General features: G+C 73.8%; 12 protein-coding genes. 7 read left to right on the top strand and 5 right to left on the bottom strand.

Going from position 1 to position 17,121, the window contains the following annotated elements; translation table 11 throughout:
* Positions 1–538 precede the first annotated feature (538 nt).
* Positions 539–4,171, top strand: coding sequence for a transcription-repair coupling factor (gene mfd / locus ACGFWJ_RS22195; protein WP_392952164.1), 3,633 nt, complete (start codon positions 539–541; stop codon positions 4,169–4,171).
* Between the two features lie 208 nt (positions 4,172–4,379).
* On the opposite strand, the gene ACGFWJ_RS22190 is transcribed toward mfd, so the two are convergent.
* Positions 4,380–4,970, bottom strand: coding sequence for a DUF4352 domain-containing protein (locus tag ACGFWJ_RS22190; RefSeq protein WP_387865340.1), 591 nt, complete (start codon positions 4,968–4,970; stop codon positions 4,380–4,382).
* Positions 4,971–5,150: 180 nt separating this feature from the next.
* On the opposite strand from ACGFWJ_RS22190, the gene ACGFWJ_RS22185 reads away from it, so the two are divergent.
* From ACGFWJ_RS22185 to ACGFWJ_RS22175, 3 genes are all read left to right on the top strand, one after another.
* The gene (locus ACGFWJ_RS22185) at positions 5,151–7,229 is read left to right on the top strand and encodes an N-6 DNA methylase (RefSeq protein WP_392952161.1); all 2,079 of its coding nucleotides are present in this window, start codon (positions 5,151–5,153) and stop codon (positions 7,227–7,229) included.
* A gap of 219 nt (positions 7,230–7,448) precedes the next feature.
* Positions 7,449–8,003, top strand: coding sequence for a hypothetical protein (locus tag ACGFWJ_RS22180; RefSeq protein ID WP_392952158.1), 555 nt, complete (start codon positions 7,449–7,451; stop codon positions 8,001–8,003).
* Positions 8,000–9,571: a serine/threonine-protein kinase gene (locus ACGFWJ_RS22175; protein ID WP_392952155.1), complete on the top strand. Its 1,572-nt coding sequence runs from the start codon at positions 8,000–8,002 to the stop codon at positions 9,569–9,571. Before ACGFWJ_RS22180 ends, ACGFWJ_RS22175 begins: the two co-directional genes overlap by 4 nt.
* A gap of 94 nt (positions 9,572–9,665) precedes the next feature.
* Here ACGFWJ_RS22175 and ACGFWJ_RS22170 read toward each other — a convergent pair whose 3' ends face one another.
* The 3 genes from ACGFWJ_RS22170 to ACGFWJ_RS22160 form a co-directional block, all read right to left on the bottom strand.
* Positions 9,666–10,121, bottom strand: coding sequence for a VOC family protein (locus ACGFWJ_RS22170; protein ID WP_387638023.1), 456 nt, complete (start codon positions 10,119–10,121; stop codon positions 9,666–9,668).
* A 109-nt stretch (positions 10,122–10,230) separates the two neighbouring features.
* Positions 10,231–12,084, bottom strand: a complete 1,854-nt coding sequence (locus ACGFWJ_RS22165; protein WP_392952152.1) for a protein kinase — start codon at positions 12,082–12,084, stop codon at positions 10,231–10,233.
* Positions 12,085–12,260: 176 nt separating this feature from the next.
* On the bottom strand, positions 12,261–14,060 hold the full coding sequence (locus ACGFWJ_RS22160) for a glycosyl hydrolase family 28-related protein (RefSeq protein WP_392952149.1): 1,800 nt from the start codon (positions 14,058–14,060) through the stop codon (positions 12,261–12,263).
* Positions 14,061–14,258: 198 nt separating this feature from the next.
* On the opposite strand from ACGFWJ_RS22160, the gene ACGFWJ_RS22155 reads away from it, so the two are divergent.
* The gene (locus tag ACGFWJ_RS22155; protein WP_387638014.1) at positions 14,259–14,888 is read left to right on the top strand and encodes a hypothetical protein; all 630 of its coding nucleotides are present in this window, start codon (positions 14,259–14,261) and stop codon (positions 14,886–14,888) included.
* Positions 14,889–14,980: 92 nt separating this feature from the next.
* On the opposite strand, the gene ACGFWJ_RS22150 is transcribed toward ACGFWJ_RS22155, so the two are convergent.
* On the bottom strand, positions 14,981–15,172 hold the full coding sequence (locus ACGFWJ_RS22150) for a hypothetical protein (protein WP_392952147.1): 192 nt from the start codon (positions 15,170–15,172) through the stop codon (positions 14,981–14,983).
* A 161-nt stretch (positions 15,173–15,333) separates the two neighbouring features.
* Between ACGFWJ_RS22150 and ACGFWJ_RS22145 the strand changes: the two genes are divergently transcribed.
* Entirely contained in the window at positions 15,334–16,359 is a 1,026-nt protein-coding gene (locus ACGFWJ_RS22145) for a LuxR C-terminal-related transcriptional regulator (RefSeq protein WP_392952144.1), read from the top strand.
* Between the two features lie 162 nt (positions 16,360–16,521).
* Complete coding sequence (locus ACGFWJ_RS22140) at positions 16,522–16,950, top strand: hypothetical protein (RefSeq protein WP_392952141.1); 429 nt, start codon at positions 16,522–16,524, stop codon at positions 16,948–16,950.
* The last annotated feature ends 171 nt before the right edge of the window (positions 16,951–17,121 follow it).

The raw sequence follows: 17,121 nt of genomic DNA, 5'->3' as shown, positions 1-17,121 counted from the left end.
CTTCACAAGAGAGTACGGAGGCGCGACCGCCGCGCGGGCGGCTTCGCGGGAAGTGGCCGGAGACGGGCGGGTGACTGAACTCGGCCACCCCGCAAGGCCGGTGGATATCGGCGGACAGCGCGCCGACGCCGAGATCTCGCGGCGCAAGCCCCAGGCAAGCGCCGCGAGTCCCGGCGTGAGTGGCGCGGGCGCCCCCACCCAGGGTCGCCCGGCCTTCGCACTCCCGACCCCCATCGAGGTGCGATCGCGCTTCCGCAGCCATCCCCCACGGTTGGATGCGGCCTGCGCTGTGCTCCATCCTGCGCCGCCACCATGGACAGACAGTGACAGGAGTGTGTCGGCTGCATGATCTCTGGACGAGCCTGTACGAATACCGGTAAGTCGCCCCGGCGCCGCCGGTCCAAGACGCCACGCCACGTGCGGGGCCCCCGCGCGGCGTAGGCTGGACACCCCCCGGGCGCACCGCGTTCCGGGACTGTCGCGCTGCCCGGCGGCCGTCTGCTTCCGGGCCAACTCCCTGCCGTGGAGAAATTGACGTATGAGCCTGTCCGGACTGCTCGATGTCGTCGTACGGGACGCCGCAATCGCCGAGGCGATCGAGGCGGCGGCCACGGGGCACAGGCAGCACCTCGACCTGGTCGGCCCGCCCGCCGCCCGGCCGTTCGCGATCGCGGCGCTGGCCCGTTCGCTGGCCGCCCGGGCCGGTGAGAGCGGCCGCCCGGTGCTGGCGGTCACCGCCACCGGCCGGGAGGCCGAGGACCTCGCCGCCTCGCTGCGCTCGCTGCTGCCGCCCGACGCGGTCGCCGAGTTCCCGGCCTGGGAGACGCTGCCGCACGAGCGGCTCTCCCCCCGCTCGGACACCGTCGGCCGTCGCCTCGCCGTGCTGCGCCGGATCGTCCACCCGCGTGCCGACGACCCCGCCGCGGGGCCGGTGCAGGTGGTGGTCGCCCCCGTGCGCAGCGTGCTGCAGCCGCAGGTGAAGGGCCTGGCCGAACTGGAGCCGGTGGCTCTGCGGCGCGGTGAGCAGCACGACCTGAACGAGGTCGCCCACAGGCTCGCGGCCGCCGCCTACGCCCGGGTCGAACTGGTCGAGAAGCGCGGCGAGTTCGCCGTCCGCGGCGGCATCCTGGACGTCTTCCCGCCGACCGAGGAGCACCCGCTGCGGGTGGAGTTCTGGGGCGACGACGTCGAGGAGATCCGCTACTTCAAGATCGCCGACCAGCGTTCGCTGGAGATCGCCGAGCACGGCCTGTGGGCGCCGCCCTGCCGCGAGCTGCTGCTGACCGGCGAGGTGCGCGCCAAGGCCGCCGAACTGGCCGCCCGGCACCCCGAGTTGGGCGAGATCCTGGACAAGATCGCGCAGGGCATCGCGGTCGAGGGCATGGAGTCGCTGGCCCCCGTGCTGGTCGACGACATGGAGCTGCTGCTCGACGTGCTGCCCACCGGCTCGATCGCGGTGGTCTGCGACCCGGAGCGGGTCCGCACCCGGGCCGCGGACCTGGTCGCCACCAGCCAGGAGTTCCTGGCCGCGTCCTGGGTGGCCGCGGCCGCGGGCGCCGACCGGCCGATCGACCTGGAGGCGATCGACGTCTCCGCCGCGTCGCTCCGGTCGCTGGCCGACGTGCGCGAGCACGCCGCCGGGATCGGGCTGCCCTGGTGGTCGGTCAGCCCGTTCGCGACCAGTGACTCGACGGTTTCCGAGATCCTCGCCCGCGGCGGAGCCGCTGATTGGCACGGCGACGCCGACACGCTGACGCTCGGCATGCACGCCGTCGAGGCGTACCGGGGCGACACCGCGCGGGCGATCACCGACGCCCGGGAGCGGCTGGCCGCCGACTGGCGCGTGGTGCTGGTGACGGAGGGCCACGGCCCGGCCGCCCGACTGGCCGAGGTGCTCGGCAACGAGGGCATCCCGGCCCGGCTGGTCGCCGACCTCGGCGAGGCCCCGACCCGGGACGTCGTCTACGTCTCCTGCGGCTCGATCGAGCACGGCTTCGTTGACGAGGCCCTCAAGCTCACCGTCATCACCGAGACCGACCTGTCCGGCCAGAAGTCCTCCACCAAGGACATGCGCCGGATGCCGTCCCGCCGCCGCAACGCCATCGACCCGCTGGCGCTGGCCGCCGGCGACTACGTGGTGCACGAGCAGCACGGCGTCGGCCGGTACGTGGAGATGGTGCAGCGCACCGTGCAGGGCGCCACCCGCGAGTACCTGGTGCTGGAGTACGCGCCCGCCAAGCGCGGCCACCCCGGCGACCGGCTGTTCGTGCCCACCGACCAGCTCGACCAGGTCACCAAGTACGTCGGCGGCGAGGCCCCGACCCTGCACCGCCTCGGCGGCGCGGACTGGGCCAAGACCAAGCAGCGGGCCAAGAAGGCCGTCAAGGAGATCGCCGCCGACCTGATCAAGCTGTACTCGGCCCGCATGGCCGCCCCCGGCCACGCCTTCGGCCAGGACACCCCCTGGCAGCGGGAGCTGGAGGACGCCTTCCCGTACGCCGAGACCCCCGACCAGCTGACCACCATCGGCGAGGTCAAGTCGGACATGGAGAAGTCCGTCCCGATGGACCGGCTGATCTGCGGCGACGTCGGCTACGGCAAGACCGAGATCGCCGTCCGGGCCGCCTTCAAGGCCGTGCAGGACGGCAAGCAGGTGGCCGTCCTGGTGCCGACCACGCTGCTGGTGCAGCAGCACTTCTCGACCTTCGCCGAGCGGTACGCGAACTTCCCGGTCAACGTGAAGGCGCTGTCCCGCTTCCAGACCGACACCGAGGCGAAGGCCGTCCTGGAGGGCCTGTTCGAGGGCTCGGTGGACGTCGTCATCGGCACGCACCGGCTGTTCTCCTCGGAGACCCGGTTCAAGGACCTCGGCCTGGTCATCGTCGACGAGGAGCAGCGCTTCGGCGTCGAACACAAGGAACAGCTGAAGAAGCTCCGGGCCAACGTGGACGTGCTCACCATGTCCGCCACCCCGATCCCGCGCACCCTGGAGATGGCGGTCACCGGCATCCGCGAGATGTCCACCATCACCACCCCGCCCGAGGAGCGCCACCCCGTCCTCACCTTCGTCGGCCCCTACGACGAGAAGCAGATCTCCGCCGCGATCCGGCGCGAACTGCTGCGCGAGGGCCAGGTGTTCTACATCCACAACCGGGTCGAGTCGATCGACAAGGCCGCCGCGCGGCTCAAGGACCTGGTGCCCGAGGCGCGCGTCGCCACCGCGCACGGGCAGATGGGGGAGACCCAACTCGAAAAGGTCGTCGTCGACTTCTGGGAGAAGGAGTTCGACGTCCTGGTCTCCACCACCATCGTCGAATCCGGCATCGACATCTCCAACGCCAACACCCTGATCGTCGAACGCGGCGACACGTTCGGGCTCTCGCAGCTCCACCAGCTGCGTGGCCGCGTCGGCCGAGGGCGGGAGCGTGGCTACGCGTACATGCTGTACCCGCCGGAGAAGCCGCTCACCGAGACCGCGCACGAACGCCTCGCCACCATCGCCCAGCACACCGAGATGGGCGCCGGCATGTACGTCGCCATGAAGGACCTGGAGATCCGCGGCGCGGGCAACCTGCTCGGCGGCGAACAGTCCGGCCACATCGCCGGCGTCGGCTTCGACCTCTACATGCGGATGGTCGGCGAAGCCGTCGCCGACTTCCGCCAGTCCCTGGAGAGCGGCGGCGCCGAACCGGAGGAGGAGCCGCTCGAAGTCAAGATCGAACTGCCGGTCGACGCACACGTCCCGCACGACTACGCCCCCGGCGAGCGGCTGCGCCTCCAGGCGTACCGGTCGATCGCGGCCGTCAACTCGGAGGCCGACATCGCGCAGGTCCGCGAGGAACTGACCGACCGCTACGGCAAGCTCCCCGAACCGGTCGAGAACCTCCTGCTGGTGGCCGGCCTGCGACTGTTCGCGCGGCGCTGCGGCATCGGCGACATCACCCTGCAGGGCAACTTCGTCCGCTTCGGGCCGGTCGACCTGCGCGAGTCCCAGCAACTCCGGCTGAACCGGCTCTACCCCCGCACCCAGATCAAGTCCGCGGCCCAGCAGCTGCTGGTGCCCCGGCCCAGCTCCGGCGGACGCATCGGCGGCAAGCCGCTGGTGGGGCGGGAGTTGCTGTCGTGGAGCACGGAGTTCCTGAGCACCATGTTCGACGACCTGAAGCGGTAACGCAGGGGGACTCGCGCGAAAGCGGGGGCGCGGGGAACTGCGCGAAGCGGAAGGATCCGACCGCAAGATCGCGACGCAGGACAATGACCTGCACTTGATCGCGACCTTGCGGACGTGGTGTGCGCTTGTCGCGCAGTTCCCCGCGCCCCCGGTTTCGCGCCCGTCTGCGTTTCGCACCCACCTGCGTTTCGCGCCCGCCTGCGTGCCCTTACAGCTTCCACTGCCCCGTCTGCTGCGCGAAGCCGCTGTCCAGCGCGAACTGGATCTTGTCGAGCTTGGCGTCCGCCGGGATCTCGAAGGTGATGAAGCCGAGGGCGGTCTCGCCGGGGGCGATGTTCGCGGGGACGGGGAACTCGGGGCCGGCCTTGGTGTCGGCGACGGTGGAGCTGTAGCCCTGGCCCTTGTCGTCGAGGACCTTCGCGCTGTTGGCGGGGGCGTCGGCGTAGGCCGCGCTGCCGGTGGCCTTGATCCGGAACTGGACGGAGACGAAGCGCTTGCCGTCGGCGGGCTTGGTGTACTCGTCCGCGCCCTCCGAGTTGTCGACGACCTTCACCAGCGTGACGTCCGCGGTGTTGGACTTCTCCACGCCCTTCAGGCCGATGGTGTCGCCGGGCTTGGCCACCGAGGAGCCGGCCGCCTTGCCCTGGTCGCCGCCGGCGCTGGAGGCGCTCGCGGAGTCGGCGGCCTTGGGGGCGGTGGAGACGGAGTTCTTGTCGGGGCCGCAGGCGGTCGCGGCGGCGAGCAGGCAGGCGCCGAGGAGGACGGCAGCGGTGCGGCGGGTGCTGATGCGGATGGACATGACGGGCTCTCCCCCAGGGATTCTGCGGTGGGCCGGGGTTCCGGCGATGACTCCAGTAAAGCCCCGGGTGTGAACAGTGTCAATGCGAGTTCACGAAACGTCTCTGTTCACGTGTGAACGCGTCGGGGTGGCCTCCTGGCTATGCTGTGTGGCCACACCCAGCTGCTGAGGAGCCCGCGCATGTCGGAAAGTCCCGAGGTCACGGCCGCCGAGATCGCCCGGCTCGCCGGGGTCGGCAGGGCCGCCGTGTCCAACTGGCGCCGCCGCCACACCGACTTCCCCCGGCCCGCAGGCGGCACCGAGACCAGCCCGACGTTCCGGCTCGACCAGGTCGAACACTGGCTCCGCGCGCAGGGGAAACTCGCCGAACTTCCGCTGCTGGAACGGGTCTGGCAGCAGCTGGAGCTGCTCCGCGACCCGTCCGGCTCGGCCGTCGCCCCGCTGGTGACGGCCGGTTCGCTGCTGCTCCTGCTGCACCGCGCCCCGTCCGCGTGGGCCGAACTCGCCGAGCAGCCGGACACCCGGCTGGCCACCGCGCTGCCCAAGGCGCTGCGCCGCACCGTCGGAGCGCTGCTCGGCCCGGACGCGCCCGCGACGCTCGACCTGCCGCTGATCGCCGGTGCCACCCACCTGGACCTGGCCCGGCTGCTGGCCCGGCTGACCGCGGAGAGCGCCCCCGCCGCCGCGTACGAGCAACTGCTGACCAGGTACACCGAGGCCAACCCCCGCCTCCAGCAGCCGATTCCGGCCCAGACCGCCGCCCTGCTGGCCGCCCTCGCCGGACCGCCGGGCAGCGACCAGGCGGTGCTGGACCCGGCGTGCGGCACCGGCGGGGTGCTGCTCGCCGCCGCGCCCGCCGCGCGCCGCGGGCAGGACGCCGACCCGGGCCTGGCCGGCGTCGCACTGCTGCGCCTCGCGCTGGCCGCCCCCGCCGACCTCCCCGGCCCGCTGCCGGTGGACGTCCGGGCCGGGGACGCGCTGCGCGCCGACGCCTTCCCGGGCCTGGCCGCCGACGCCGTGCTGTGCCGGCCGCCGTACAACGAACGCGACTGGGGCCACGACCAGTTGCAGTACGACAGCCGCTGGCCCGGCGGGGTGGTGCCGCCGCGCGGCGAGTCCGAACTGGCCTGGGTGCTGCACTGCCTGGCGCACACCCGCCCCGGCGGGACGGCTGTCCTGCTGCTGCCGCCCACCGTCGCGTCCCGCCGGGCCGGCCGCCGGGTGCGGGCCGAACTCGTCCGCTCGGGCGCGCTGCGAGCCGTGATCGCGCTGCCCGCCGGCGTCGCCCCGCCCTATGGCGTGCCGCTGCACGTGTGGGTGCTGCGCGGGCCCGAGCCCGGCGACGACTTCCGGCACCTGCTGCTGCTGGACGCCGCCGCCGACGGAGGCCGGGAACGGATCGACCGCACCGCGCTCCAGCAGGACGTCCTGACGGCGTGGCAGGCGTTCGACACCGCCGCCCGCACCGGCGGCCCGCTGCCCGCCGACCGGCCCGGCCGCTCCCGGGCCGTGCCCGCGCTCGACCTGCTGGACGACGAGACCGACCTCACCCCCGCCCGCCACCTGCCCGCCCTGCCCGCCGAGGCCGCCCCCGACGCACTCACCGCCCTGCGCGAACACCTGGCCGCCGAACTCGCCCGGCTCGCCGACCTGGACGCCGCCCTCCCCGCCCTCGCCGCCACGGGCGTGGGCGCACCCCCGCAGGTCAGCATCGGCGAACTCGCCCGCTCCGGCGCGCTCGAGGTGCACTCCTCCGGCCAGGGCGCCCCCGCCCGCCCCGGCGGCCGCACCCCGCTGCTCACCGACCAGGACCTCCAGACCGCCGCCCCACCGAGCGTCGCCACCGACGCTTCGGACGCGCTGACGATCCGCCACGGTGACGTGCTGGTGCCGGCGTTGGGCGGCGAGGGCGCACAGGCGGTGCACCCCGGCAGCCCCTACGCGGGCGCCGCACTCGGGGCCCGGCTCCACCTGCTCCGGCCCGACCCCGCACTGCTCGACCCCGACTTCCTGGCCGGCCAGCTCCGCGCCACCGGCGCCGGCCGACGCGCCAGCAGCTACGCATCCACCACCAGCCGCCTCGACATCCGCCGGGTCGAAGTCCCGCGCGTGCCGGTCGAGCAGCAGCTCGCCCTGGGCGCCGCGTTCCGCCAACTCGCCGACTACGAGGCCGCCCTGACCCGCACCACCACCGAGGCCCGCACCCTGACCCGCGCCCTCACCGACGCCCTCGCGGCCGGAACGGCGAAGCCATCCTGACGCGCGCTGGGGAACGGCGAAGCCGTTCAGCGGCTCGTGGGGGCACCTCCCAGCCCCCAAGGGCTGGGGGAGAACGGCGAGGGCGAGTCTGCGGAGGACCAGCGGGGCGTGTGAGGTCCCCCGTTTCCGGTCCCCGTCTTTGACCCGCCATCAGTCGTGGCAGCCGCTTCCGGTGGGGGTAGCGTGTGCGCAGCACATTCCCGTCGTCGAGGAGCGTCCATGCCCGCCCGCGCCGTCTCCGGCCCGCCCCGGATCTGGGTGACGCTGCTGTGCGCGGCGGTGCCGGTGCTGACCCTCGGGATGCTCGGCATGGTGCCCTCGCTGGTGCTGGCGGTGGGGCGGCGGCGCCGGGCCGACATCGTCGGCGCGGTCGTCATCGGGCTGATGCAGCTGGGGTTGTACGTGGGTGCCGGGCTGACCCCGGAGGGCGGGACGATCAACAACCTGGTGGGTCTGCTGCTGCTGCTCCCGCTGTTCCTCGGTACGCCGGTGCACTACCTGCTGATGAACCAGCGCCGGTTCTGGCCGCAGGCCGTCGCCACCCCGCCGCCGTACCCGTACCCGGCGTACCCCGGGTACCCGGCGTCGGCCCCGACGTACCCCTCCGGCACCAGCACCCCGTACCCCTACCCGGCCCCGGTCGCACCGTCCGCCGCCACCCCGCACCCCGCCACCCCGCCGCCCGCCGCCGCACCGGGTGGCGCGACCGGCACCGCCGAGCTGCGCGAGCTCGGTGAGCTGCTGCGCCGTCAGGCCGGGGACGGGCAGCCGTGAGCCGCACCGTCGGTGGGCGGTACGTGCTCGAGGAGAAGATCGGGCACGGCGGGATGGGGCAGGTCTGGGCGGCCCGGGACCAGCAGTTGGGGCGGCAGGTCGCGGTGAAGCTGCTGCGCGCCGACGCGGTGCCGGACCAGGCCGGGCGCGGCGACAGCCAGGGCGAGCTGCTGCGGCAGCGGTTCCTGCGCGAGTGCCGAATAGGGGCGTCCCTCGACCACCCGGGCCTGGTCACCGTGTACGACGCGGGCGCCGACGGGGACGAGCTCTACCTGGTGATGCAGCGGGTCCCCGGGATGAGCCTGGCCGACCTGATCGCCGAGGAGGGCCCGCTCGACGTCGTTCGGGCCGTCGCGGTCGCCGGGCAGCTGTGCGCCGCGCTGTCCGCCGTGCACGGGGCGGGGGTGGTCCACCGGGACCTGAAACCGAGCAATGTGATGGTCCGTCCGGACGGGCGGGTGATCCTGCTCGACCTCGGCATCGCCGCCGCCATCGACCCCACCGCCACCCGGCTCACCCTCACCGGCAGTCCGATCGGCAGCCCCGCCTACATGGCCCCCGAGCAGGCCATGGCCGCCGACACCGACCGGCGCAGCGACCTGTACGCGCTCGGCTGCATGCTGCACGAGATGCTGGCCGGCGGCCCCCCGTTCCCGGCGCCCACCGCGCTCGGCGTGCTGCGTCGCCAGCTCGACGACCCGCCGCAGCCGTTGCGCGGGCTGCGTCTCGAAGTCCCGCCCGCGCTGGAGAAGTTGGTGCTGTGGCTGCTCGCCAAGCAGCCCGACCACCGGCCGGTCGACGCGGCCGAGGTGCACGCCCTGCTGATGCCGCTGCTGCCCGCCCCGACCGGCCGCCCGCGCACCCGGCTGCCCGCCGTCCCCGACCCGGCGGACCCGTACCGCTACCCGCACCATCCGGAGCCCGCAGGGGGAGCCGAACTGCCGCCGCCGGAGCCGGTGTTCATGCCTGCCGTGCCGCCGCCCGTCCGGTTCGAGCAGCCGCCCGGGCAGGAGACCCTGGCCGTGGCCTGTGCCCGGCTCTCCGACCTGGTCGCGGCGGGCCGGCACGGCGAGGTGCTCGAGCTGTCCGCACGGCTGCTGCCCCGGGCCGTCGCCGAGCAGGGCGAGGCCGCGCCGCTGGTGAAGACGGTGCGGGCGATCCGGGCCCGCACCCTGCTCGCCGAACGGCAGTGGGCCGAGGCGCTGCCCGAACTGCGGGTGCTGGCCGCCGCCGCGGCGGCCGAGCGCGACCCGGCCGCGCTCGACCACCGCCGCCACGCGGCCCGCTGCCTGGAGCAGCTCGGCCTCACCCGCGAGGCCCTCGCCGAGTACCAGGCCGTCCTCGCGTCCCTGCCGCTCGGCTCCGCGCACGCCCCTGAACTGCGCGAACGCATCGGCCTGTTGCTCGCCGCCACCGGCCACGTCGAGGCGGCCTGGCAGAGCCTGCTGGAACTCCTGCTGGAGACCGAGCGCCGTCAGGGCCCGCACCACCCCGACGTCCGCCGGCTGCGCGCGCACCTGGAGCAGCTCGGCAGTCACCGCACCACCACCAACCCGTACGCGACCTGACCGAGGAGCCGGCCCTGCGGCGTGTATCGGAAGTGGATCCCGGGCGGTGAAGAATCGCGGTGCGGGCCGACCGGGCACACACTCGCGACGGTCCTCAGACGACGTCGAACTCGTTGCCCTCGGGATCCCGCATGGCCGCGGCGTACAGCCCCATGCTCGGCTCGTCCCTGATCTCCAGCACGGTGGCACCGGCCTCGACCAGCTGATCCACCGCGGCCCTGACCCGCTGCGCGCGGACGTCCAGCGGGACGTCACGACCGCCACCGACCGTGAGGTCGAAGTGCCACCGGTTCTTGACGGTCTTCGGCTCCGGCACCTGCTGGAACCACACGCGCGGTCCACGACCTGCCGGATCGACGATCGACTCCGGAATGTCGCCGGCCCCGGCCGGCAACTCCTCCGCAGGCACCCCTATCGCCTCCCAGTAGGCGCGCCACGTGGCGTGCCCGTCGGGCGCGGGCTCGGGCACATAGCCCAGGGCCTGCGCCCAGAAGGCCACCATCCGCTGCGGATCGGAGCAGTCGATCGTCAGCTGCATTGTCATCTCCATGCCCGGAGCCTCCCAGGCGGATCTGACGGATCTGACGGTCGATTCCGGCGTCGCCGCTGTGGGCGCCGAGATCGACCGCGACGATCCGCCGTCGCCGCGGCGGGGGCTGTCAGCCCGCCGGGGGGATGCGCCATTGCTGGGTGGTGTTGCCCGGGGTGCAGTTCTCCATGGTGGCCGCGTTGCCGGAGCCGTTGTCGGTCAGGCAGAGGCTGGCCATGTAGTCCTTGAGGTAGTACGCGCCCGGCGTGGGCGCCTGGACCACCGACCAGCTGGTCAGGACGTTGAATCCGGAGCGGAGGGTGACTGCCGTCCCGGTGGCGTTCTGGACCAGGATCGGCTTGCTCATGTTGCAGGGGTACAGCGTGTACCAGCCGCCCGGGTCCGGGCCGGAGCGGTACCAGCCGAACGAGGTGTTGCGGTCCATCACCGCCGCCGTGCCGCCCGCCAGGGTGTTCGCCGCCAGGCCGAGCCGCTGTCCGCTGCCCACCGAGGTCAGGTATCCCCAGCCGGCGCCCCCGCAGCCTGCGGGGGGTCCGGGGGTCGTGCCGCCGTTGGCGGGTGGCGTGTTCGGCGGGGCAGTGGTGCCGCCGGGTTGCTGATTGCCACCACCGTTGCTGCCACCGCTGTTGCCACCACCGCCGTTGCCACCGCCACCGTTGCTGCTGCCTCCGCCGCCGGTTCCGCCGCCGGTTCCCCCGCCGCCCTGGGCCGGGCGGGTGTCGGTGGTGCCCGGCTGGTCGGACGAGGGCTGTTGCGGGCCGGGGGAGGGCGAGTCGGAGGCCGGGGCTGGGGCGGAGGCGGACGGCGAGGCGGACCCGGGCGGGCCGCCCGACGTCGACGCCACCGGGAGGGGCGATCCGCCGCCGGGTGCCGAGACCGGGCCGGAACCCGTCTGCGAGGTGTCGGACTTCCACGGCGCGGCCTGGACCAGGAAGACGCCGCCCGTGCCCAGGGAGATCACCACCGGCACGACGATCGGCAGCAGCAGCCGGCGCCGCCGGCTCTCCGGGGGAGGGGTCTCCGCGGTCCGCGCGCCGGTGTCCGCCGGAGGGGCGGCCGGGACGGTGCTCGGCGTCGGGCTGTCCGGCACGGTGGCCAGCAGCGTGTCCGCCGCCACCGCCTTTGCCGAGGCCGGAAGTTCGGCCGCCGAGCGCGCCGCCGCGGCCATCGCCGCCGCGTCCGGGAAGCGGTCCGCCGGGTCCTTGGCGAGCGCCCGCGCGACGAACGCCCGCACCGGCGCCGGGAACGCCTCGGCCAGTCCCGGCGGCGGCTGCTGGAGGTGCTTGACCACCACCTCCAGCACTGTTTCACCCGTGAACGGCGGTTGCCCCGTGAGCAGTTCGAAGCAGACCACACCGATCGAGTACAGGTCGGAGCGGGGCGTGACGGCCTGGCCGCCGGCCTGTTCCGGCGCCGCGTACAGGGCCGTGCCCAGCACCGAGTGGGTGGTCGTCAGCCGGGTGCCCGCCAACGCCCGGGCTATCCCGAAGTCCGTGACCACCACGCCGCCGTCGTCCCGCACCATCAGGTTCGACGGCTTCAGGTCCCGGTGCACGATGTCCCGCGCGTGCGCGGCGTGCAGCGCGTCCAGCGCCTCCGCGACCAGCCCCAGCGCCCGGGCCGGCACCATCGGGCCGTCCTGCGCCAGCACCAGGTGCAGCGGGCGGCCCTCGATCAGCTCCATCACGATGTACGTCGCCCGGACGTCGGTGGTCTCGGCCGGCTCGCAGTAGTCGATCACCTGGACGATGCCCGGATGCCGCACCGTCGCCAGGATCCGGGCCTCGCGCCGGAACCGCTCGATGAAGTCCTGCTCGTCACCCAGCCCCGGATGCATCACCTTGATCGCGACTGCCCGGCCCAGTACCCCGTCCTCGGCCCGCCAGACCTCGCCCATGCCGCCACTGCCCAGCCGCTCACCGAGCGTGTAGCGCCCGCCCAGTACTGTGCCCGGTCCCCACATCCCGCTTCCCCCATGAATCGGGCTGACATGACATCTCGTCAAGAGTCCCAAGCTTTCCGGACCTGCGACACCCGCCCGCCGTCAATCCCGCTCCTCGTTGCCGAACTGCGACCTGCGACCTGCGATGTCCGCGTCCGACCGGACCGAAGCCGACCACCAGGTCGACGGAGTGCGGTCTACCGCAGTGCCACCCAGAACGAGCTGGTCGAGTTGGCGGCCTGGCCGAACGTCACCTTCGCGGGCAGCCCGGTCTGGCCGGTGCCGTACTGGCCGTAGCGCGGCGGCTGGCCGGGGAGGCCCACGTTGATGGCCGTGGTGGAGAGGAAGGAGCCGCGGCCGAAGCCGGGGCTTGTGGCGCCGTTGGTGAGCAGGGCCACCCAGTACGAGCCGGCGGGCAGGACGGCGGGCACGCCGGCGGTCCTGGTCAGCGGGACGGTCTTCAGGCCGGTCCCGGTCCAGTCGGCACTCTGGTCCGCGCTGCTCGCCAGCAGCGACCCGTCCGCCCCGTACAGGCCCACCAGGTTCTGGCCGGCCGTCAGCCCGGCGCCGGCGCCGGTGACGGCGACCAGCGCCGCGGAGACCTGCTGCGGGGTGCGCAGCAGGACCCGGACCAGCTGGATCGTCCCGGGCGTCGGCACCCCGGTGCTGCCGAGCGAGGACGGGTCGAACGCCCAGGTCAGCAGCCCCTGATCGGCGGGCTGCGGGGTCGGGTCGAGCAGCGGGGTGACGACTCCCGCGCTCGCGAAGGACAGCTGGTCGGGGCCGCTGCGCAGCCCGTCGGAGGGGTTCCAGGCGGTGGCGTTGTTCTGATACGTGCCGGTGATCAGGTTCGGTCCGGTGCTCAGCCGGCCCTGCCCGTCCCAGTTGACCGCCTGCCCGCCCGCGATCGTGGACAGCGCCGCGGCCTGCAGGCCCACCGAGGACGAAGTGGCCACGGTGAGGCCGTAGTACGGGGACTCCTTCGTCGCCTTGTCGTCGCGGAACGCCGTGACCACCATGCCGGTCAGCAGGACGGGCGCGGTGCAGCCGGTGATGCTGACGCCGGAGAACCGGCCGCCCGCGGTGCTGCCGTCCCGGCGGGCGCAGCAGCCGTCGAACTGGACCGCGGCCACGCCGCCGATCCGCTCCAGGTGGAAGCCGTCCTGCTCGTTCTGGTCGGTGGTGCAGGCGGTGAGGACGACCGCGCCGATCGGCTGGTCGTCCGTCCACTCGAAGCCGTGCCGCGCGCTGTGTTCGGAACGGCACTGCGCGAACTGGTTGTTGCTGGACCGGACGAGCCGCCAGCCGGACCCTCCGCTGCCGTACGCCAGGCAGCCGGTGAACTGGCTGTCCCGGGCGTCCAGTTCGAAGCCGTTCCCCTGGGTGCCCCAGGTGCCGACCTGGCGGAACCGGACGGTGGTCGGGGCCTTGCCGTTCGCCGCGAGCAGCCGGATCCCGGCGCCCTTGGTCTGCGTCACCTGGACGTTCTCCACCAGCAGTTGGGAGACCGCCCCGACCACGTCCAGGCCGACTGCCGTCCCGGGCGGGGCGTCCGCCGCGCGCAGCGTGAGGTCGCGGATCGACACCGCGATGTTCTCGCCCCGGCTGTCGTCGACCAGCATCAACTGGTTGCCGGAGAACGACGGCGAGGCGTTGATCACCGTCTCCCGGGAACCGCCGCCCGAGTACCAGGACGAGCCGCTGCCCTGGATCCGCACGCCGGTCGGTACCACCAGCGGCGACGAGATCAGGTAGTTGCCGGTCGGCAGGACCACCACGCCGCCCGGACCGGCATCGTTCAACGCCTTCTGCAGCAGCGGCGCGTCGTCGCCCGTGCCGTCGCCCTTGGCCTGGTAGGCCACCTTGACGTCGATCCAGCCCAGCGGCCGGGCCGGGTCGGCGACGGCCGCCGCCGCACTCCCGGTGCCCGCCATCGTCGCCGCGCCGACTCCCGCGCCGGCCGCGGCGACCCGCAGCAGGTTCCGTCGAGTGGTCATGTTCCGTGTCCCCCAGGTGAGTAGGCCGAATCGCGGCAGATCCTAGGCGAACGTTCGTCCACCCCGGGGAGCGGTGGACGATCTCGGACGGGGACCTGCGCGCGGGGTCTGGCACCAGGGGACGGGGCTCCCTATTGTTCGTCCCAGCCACGTACGCGAAGCACCACCGGAACGCGCTCCATCGACCAGGAGGCCCCAGTGACCCGCACCAGCTCCGTCCGCCGACTGCGCGCCGCACTCGGCGTGACAGTCGCCGCCGCCGCGCTCTCCGCCTGTGGCGGGGCACCGGCGCACCAGGGGGCCGCCGCCGTGGTCGGCGACGAGCGGATCACCATCGCGCAGGTGCAGGCCAGGATGTCGGCGGTCCGCGCGGGCGGTGCCGGGCAGGCCGGCGGGCAGGCGGCGAACGAACAGTCCGGGCTGGTCAGGCACACCGTCAACGAGCTGATCTTCGACAAGGTCATCGGCCGGGCGCTGGCGGACCGCCGGCTGAAGGTCGACGCGAGCGAGATCGGCGCGGCCCGGGCCGCGGACAGCCGCACCGTGGGCGGCGACGCCAAGTTGGCCGAACTGCTGCGGGTCAAGCAGGGCGTCCCGGCCGACGGGATCGACGACTTCTACCGCCAGCAGCTCGGCCTTACCAAGCTGGCCGGCGGCCAGGACCCGACCGGCGCCGCCGGTGACGCCGCGATCCGCAAGGCCCTGGTGGACGCGGGCACCGCGCTGCACATCCAGGTCAACCCGCGCTACGGGACGTGGGACACCGCCCGGATCGGACTCACCGACACCAACGACAACTGGCTGCCGATGAACGTCCGCCCGCTCTGATCCGGGCCCATTCCGCTCCGGGCCCGCTCCGGGCCCGCTCCGCTCCGGGCCCGCTCCGCTCCGGGCCCGCTCCGGGCCCGCTCCGCTCCGGCTCAGTACAACTCGGGCTGGCACAGCGGCAGTTCGCAGCTGCCGCCCCAGGAGGTGTCGCCGGTCGGGCTCGCGCCGTCGGCCCGCACGGCCGCCGCCGGGCCGGACTGGGTCGCCGCGATCACCGCGGGGGCCGCGCCGGCCAGGGCGAGCAGCAGACCGGCGAACGCGACGGTGCGAGCGAACCGCTTCATGGCAGAGTCCTCCTGAGGACGGGAAGAGACGGGGATCTCGGTGTCCGGGCTTTCGACCAAGGCCCGGCGCCTGGGAACTAGCATGACGACCGCCGGGTGCCCGAACCATCGTGCAGCCACCTCACCAACTGCTCTGGCAGCAAGATGACCGAGGGACGAAAATGGACCTATCGGCCCAAGCTCCGTGCGCCGGAGCCGAGTTCGCGCCCGATCCGGCCGATGCCGCGGCCTACTCCTGGGTGCTGGAACACGGCCGCCTCGACCCCGACGCGCTGGCCGGACACCTCGCCCGCCAAGGGCTCGACCCGGCCGCCGCCACCACCGCCCTGGACCGCCTGGCCGCCTGGCAGCTGCTCCAGCCCGACCCGGCCGACCCCGCCCGCTGCCGGGCCCTGCCCCCGCAGACCGCGATCGCCGCACTCGCCGCCCCCGTCGAGGCCGAGATCCAGCGCAGCCGCGCCGAACTCGCCCACCGCCAGGCCCAGGTGGCCGGTTTCCTGGCCTACCACCGGCAGGTCCGGGAGACCGGCGGAGCGGGCGAGATCGAGGTGATCGGCGACCTCCAGGACGTCCGCGACGCCCTCGACCGGGCCTCCGCCGAATGCCGCAGCGAAGTGCTCACCAGCCAGCCCGGCGGCGGCTCCCGCGTCCCCGCCGCGATGGAGGAGGCCCTGCGCCGCGACCGCGCCCTGCTCGGCCGAGGGGTCCGGATGCGCACCCTCTACCACCACACCGCCCGCTTCAACGGCCCCAGCCAGGCCTACGTGGAGGCCGCCACCGCCCTCGGCGCCGAATACCGCACAGCGCACGAGCTGTTCGGCCGCCTCATCGTCTTCGACCGCGAACTCGCCTTCCTCCCCCTCAGCGACGGCACCTGGGGCGCGCTGGTGGTCCGGCAGGAAGCGCTGCTCGCCTACCTCTGCGGCATCTTCGAACAGGCCTGGTCGCTTGCCCGCCCGTTCGCCGCCGCCGCCGAGGACGGCCTCGAACAGGTCTCCCAGGAACTCGACCGCACCATCGTCCGCATGCTCGCCGCCGGCCTCAAGGACGAGGCCATCGCCCGCCGCCTCGGCATGTCACTGCGCACCGCACGCCGCCACATCGCCGACATCATGGACGAGTTGGGCGCCGAGAGTCGCTTCCAGGCCGGCGTCGCCGCCGCCCGGGCCGGCCTGCTCGACGACTGACTCACCCCACCTCCGCGTGTCACGCGGTCCCGGGACCGGCCACCCGTTACCGGCCGCCCGGGACCGCCAAGCCGTGACTGTCCGTCAATTCCGCCGCACCGCACTATTGATGTCAGCGGGGCACACCGGGCCCCACCGGACAGCGGAACGGAGGTGGCGACAGTGCACTGGGGACAGGACGAAGACCGTCCGGCCGACCAGGAACGCGAGGTCGTCGCCTTCCTGAACCGCCGACTCGGCACCGGCCCGGCACTCCTGTGGACCGAGGGCGAACACCCCGGCGCCAACCCGCCGGACGCCGCCCCGACGCACGGCGCGACCCACTGGGCCGACACCCTGCGTCACCACCTCGGCCGCCCCGTCGAACCCGCCCCGAGCCGGCCCGTCCGGCGGCTCGCCGCCCCGGAGGACAGCAGTCTGCTGCTCTTCCAGCACCACGGCGGAAGCCGGGTCCACCCCACCGGCCTCGGAACCCACCAGGGCGTCCGGCTCCTCCCCGGCCACTGGCTGCTGCTGCCCCCCGGCTGCGGCTGCGACCTCCAGTGCCGCCCCGGCGCCGAACCCCTGGCCCTGCGGATCCCGACCGTCTGACCCCCCCCGTGCCGCACCCGTGAGCGGAACGTGCCCCGAGCGGCCCGATTTATCCCGATTCGTCCCCCTCCCCGAAGGAGTCCTGTCATGGGTGTTCAGAGCACCGAGTCCGCTTCGAAGTTCGCCGCGCTGGCCCGTCAGGCCGCGCTGTCGGTGGCGGTTGCCGCCGCT

It is taken from the genome of Kitasatospora sp. NPDC048407 (genome assembly GCF_043200475.1).
Lineage (GTDB): Bacteria > Actinomycetota > Actinomycetes > Streptomycetales > Streptomycetaceae > Kitasatospora.
This window is presented reverse-complemented; position numbering and strand designations above follow the sequence as displayed.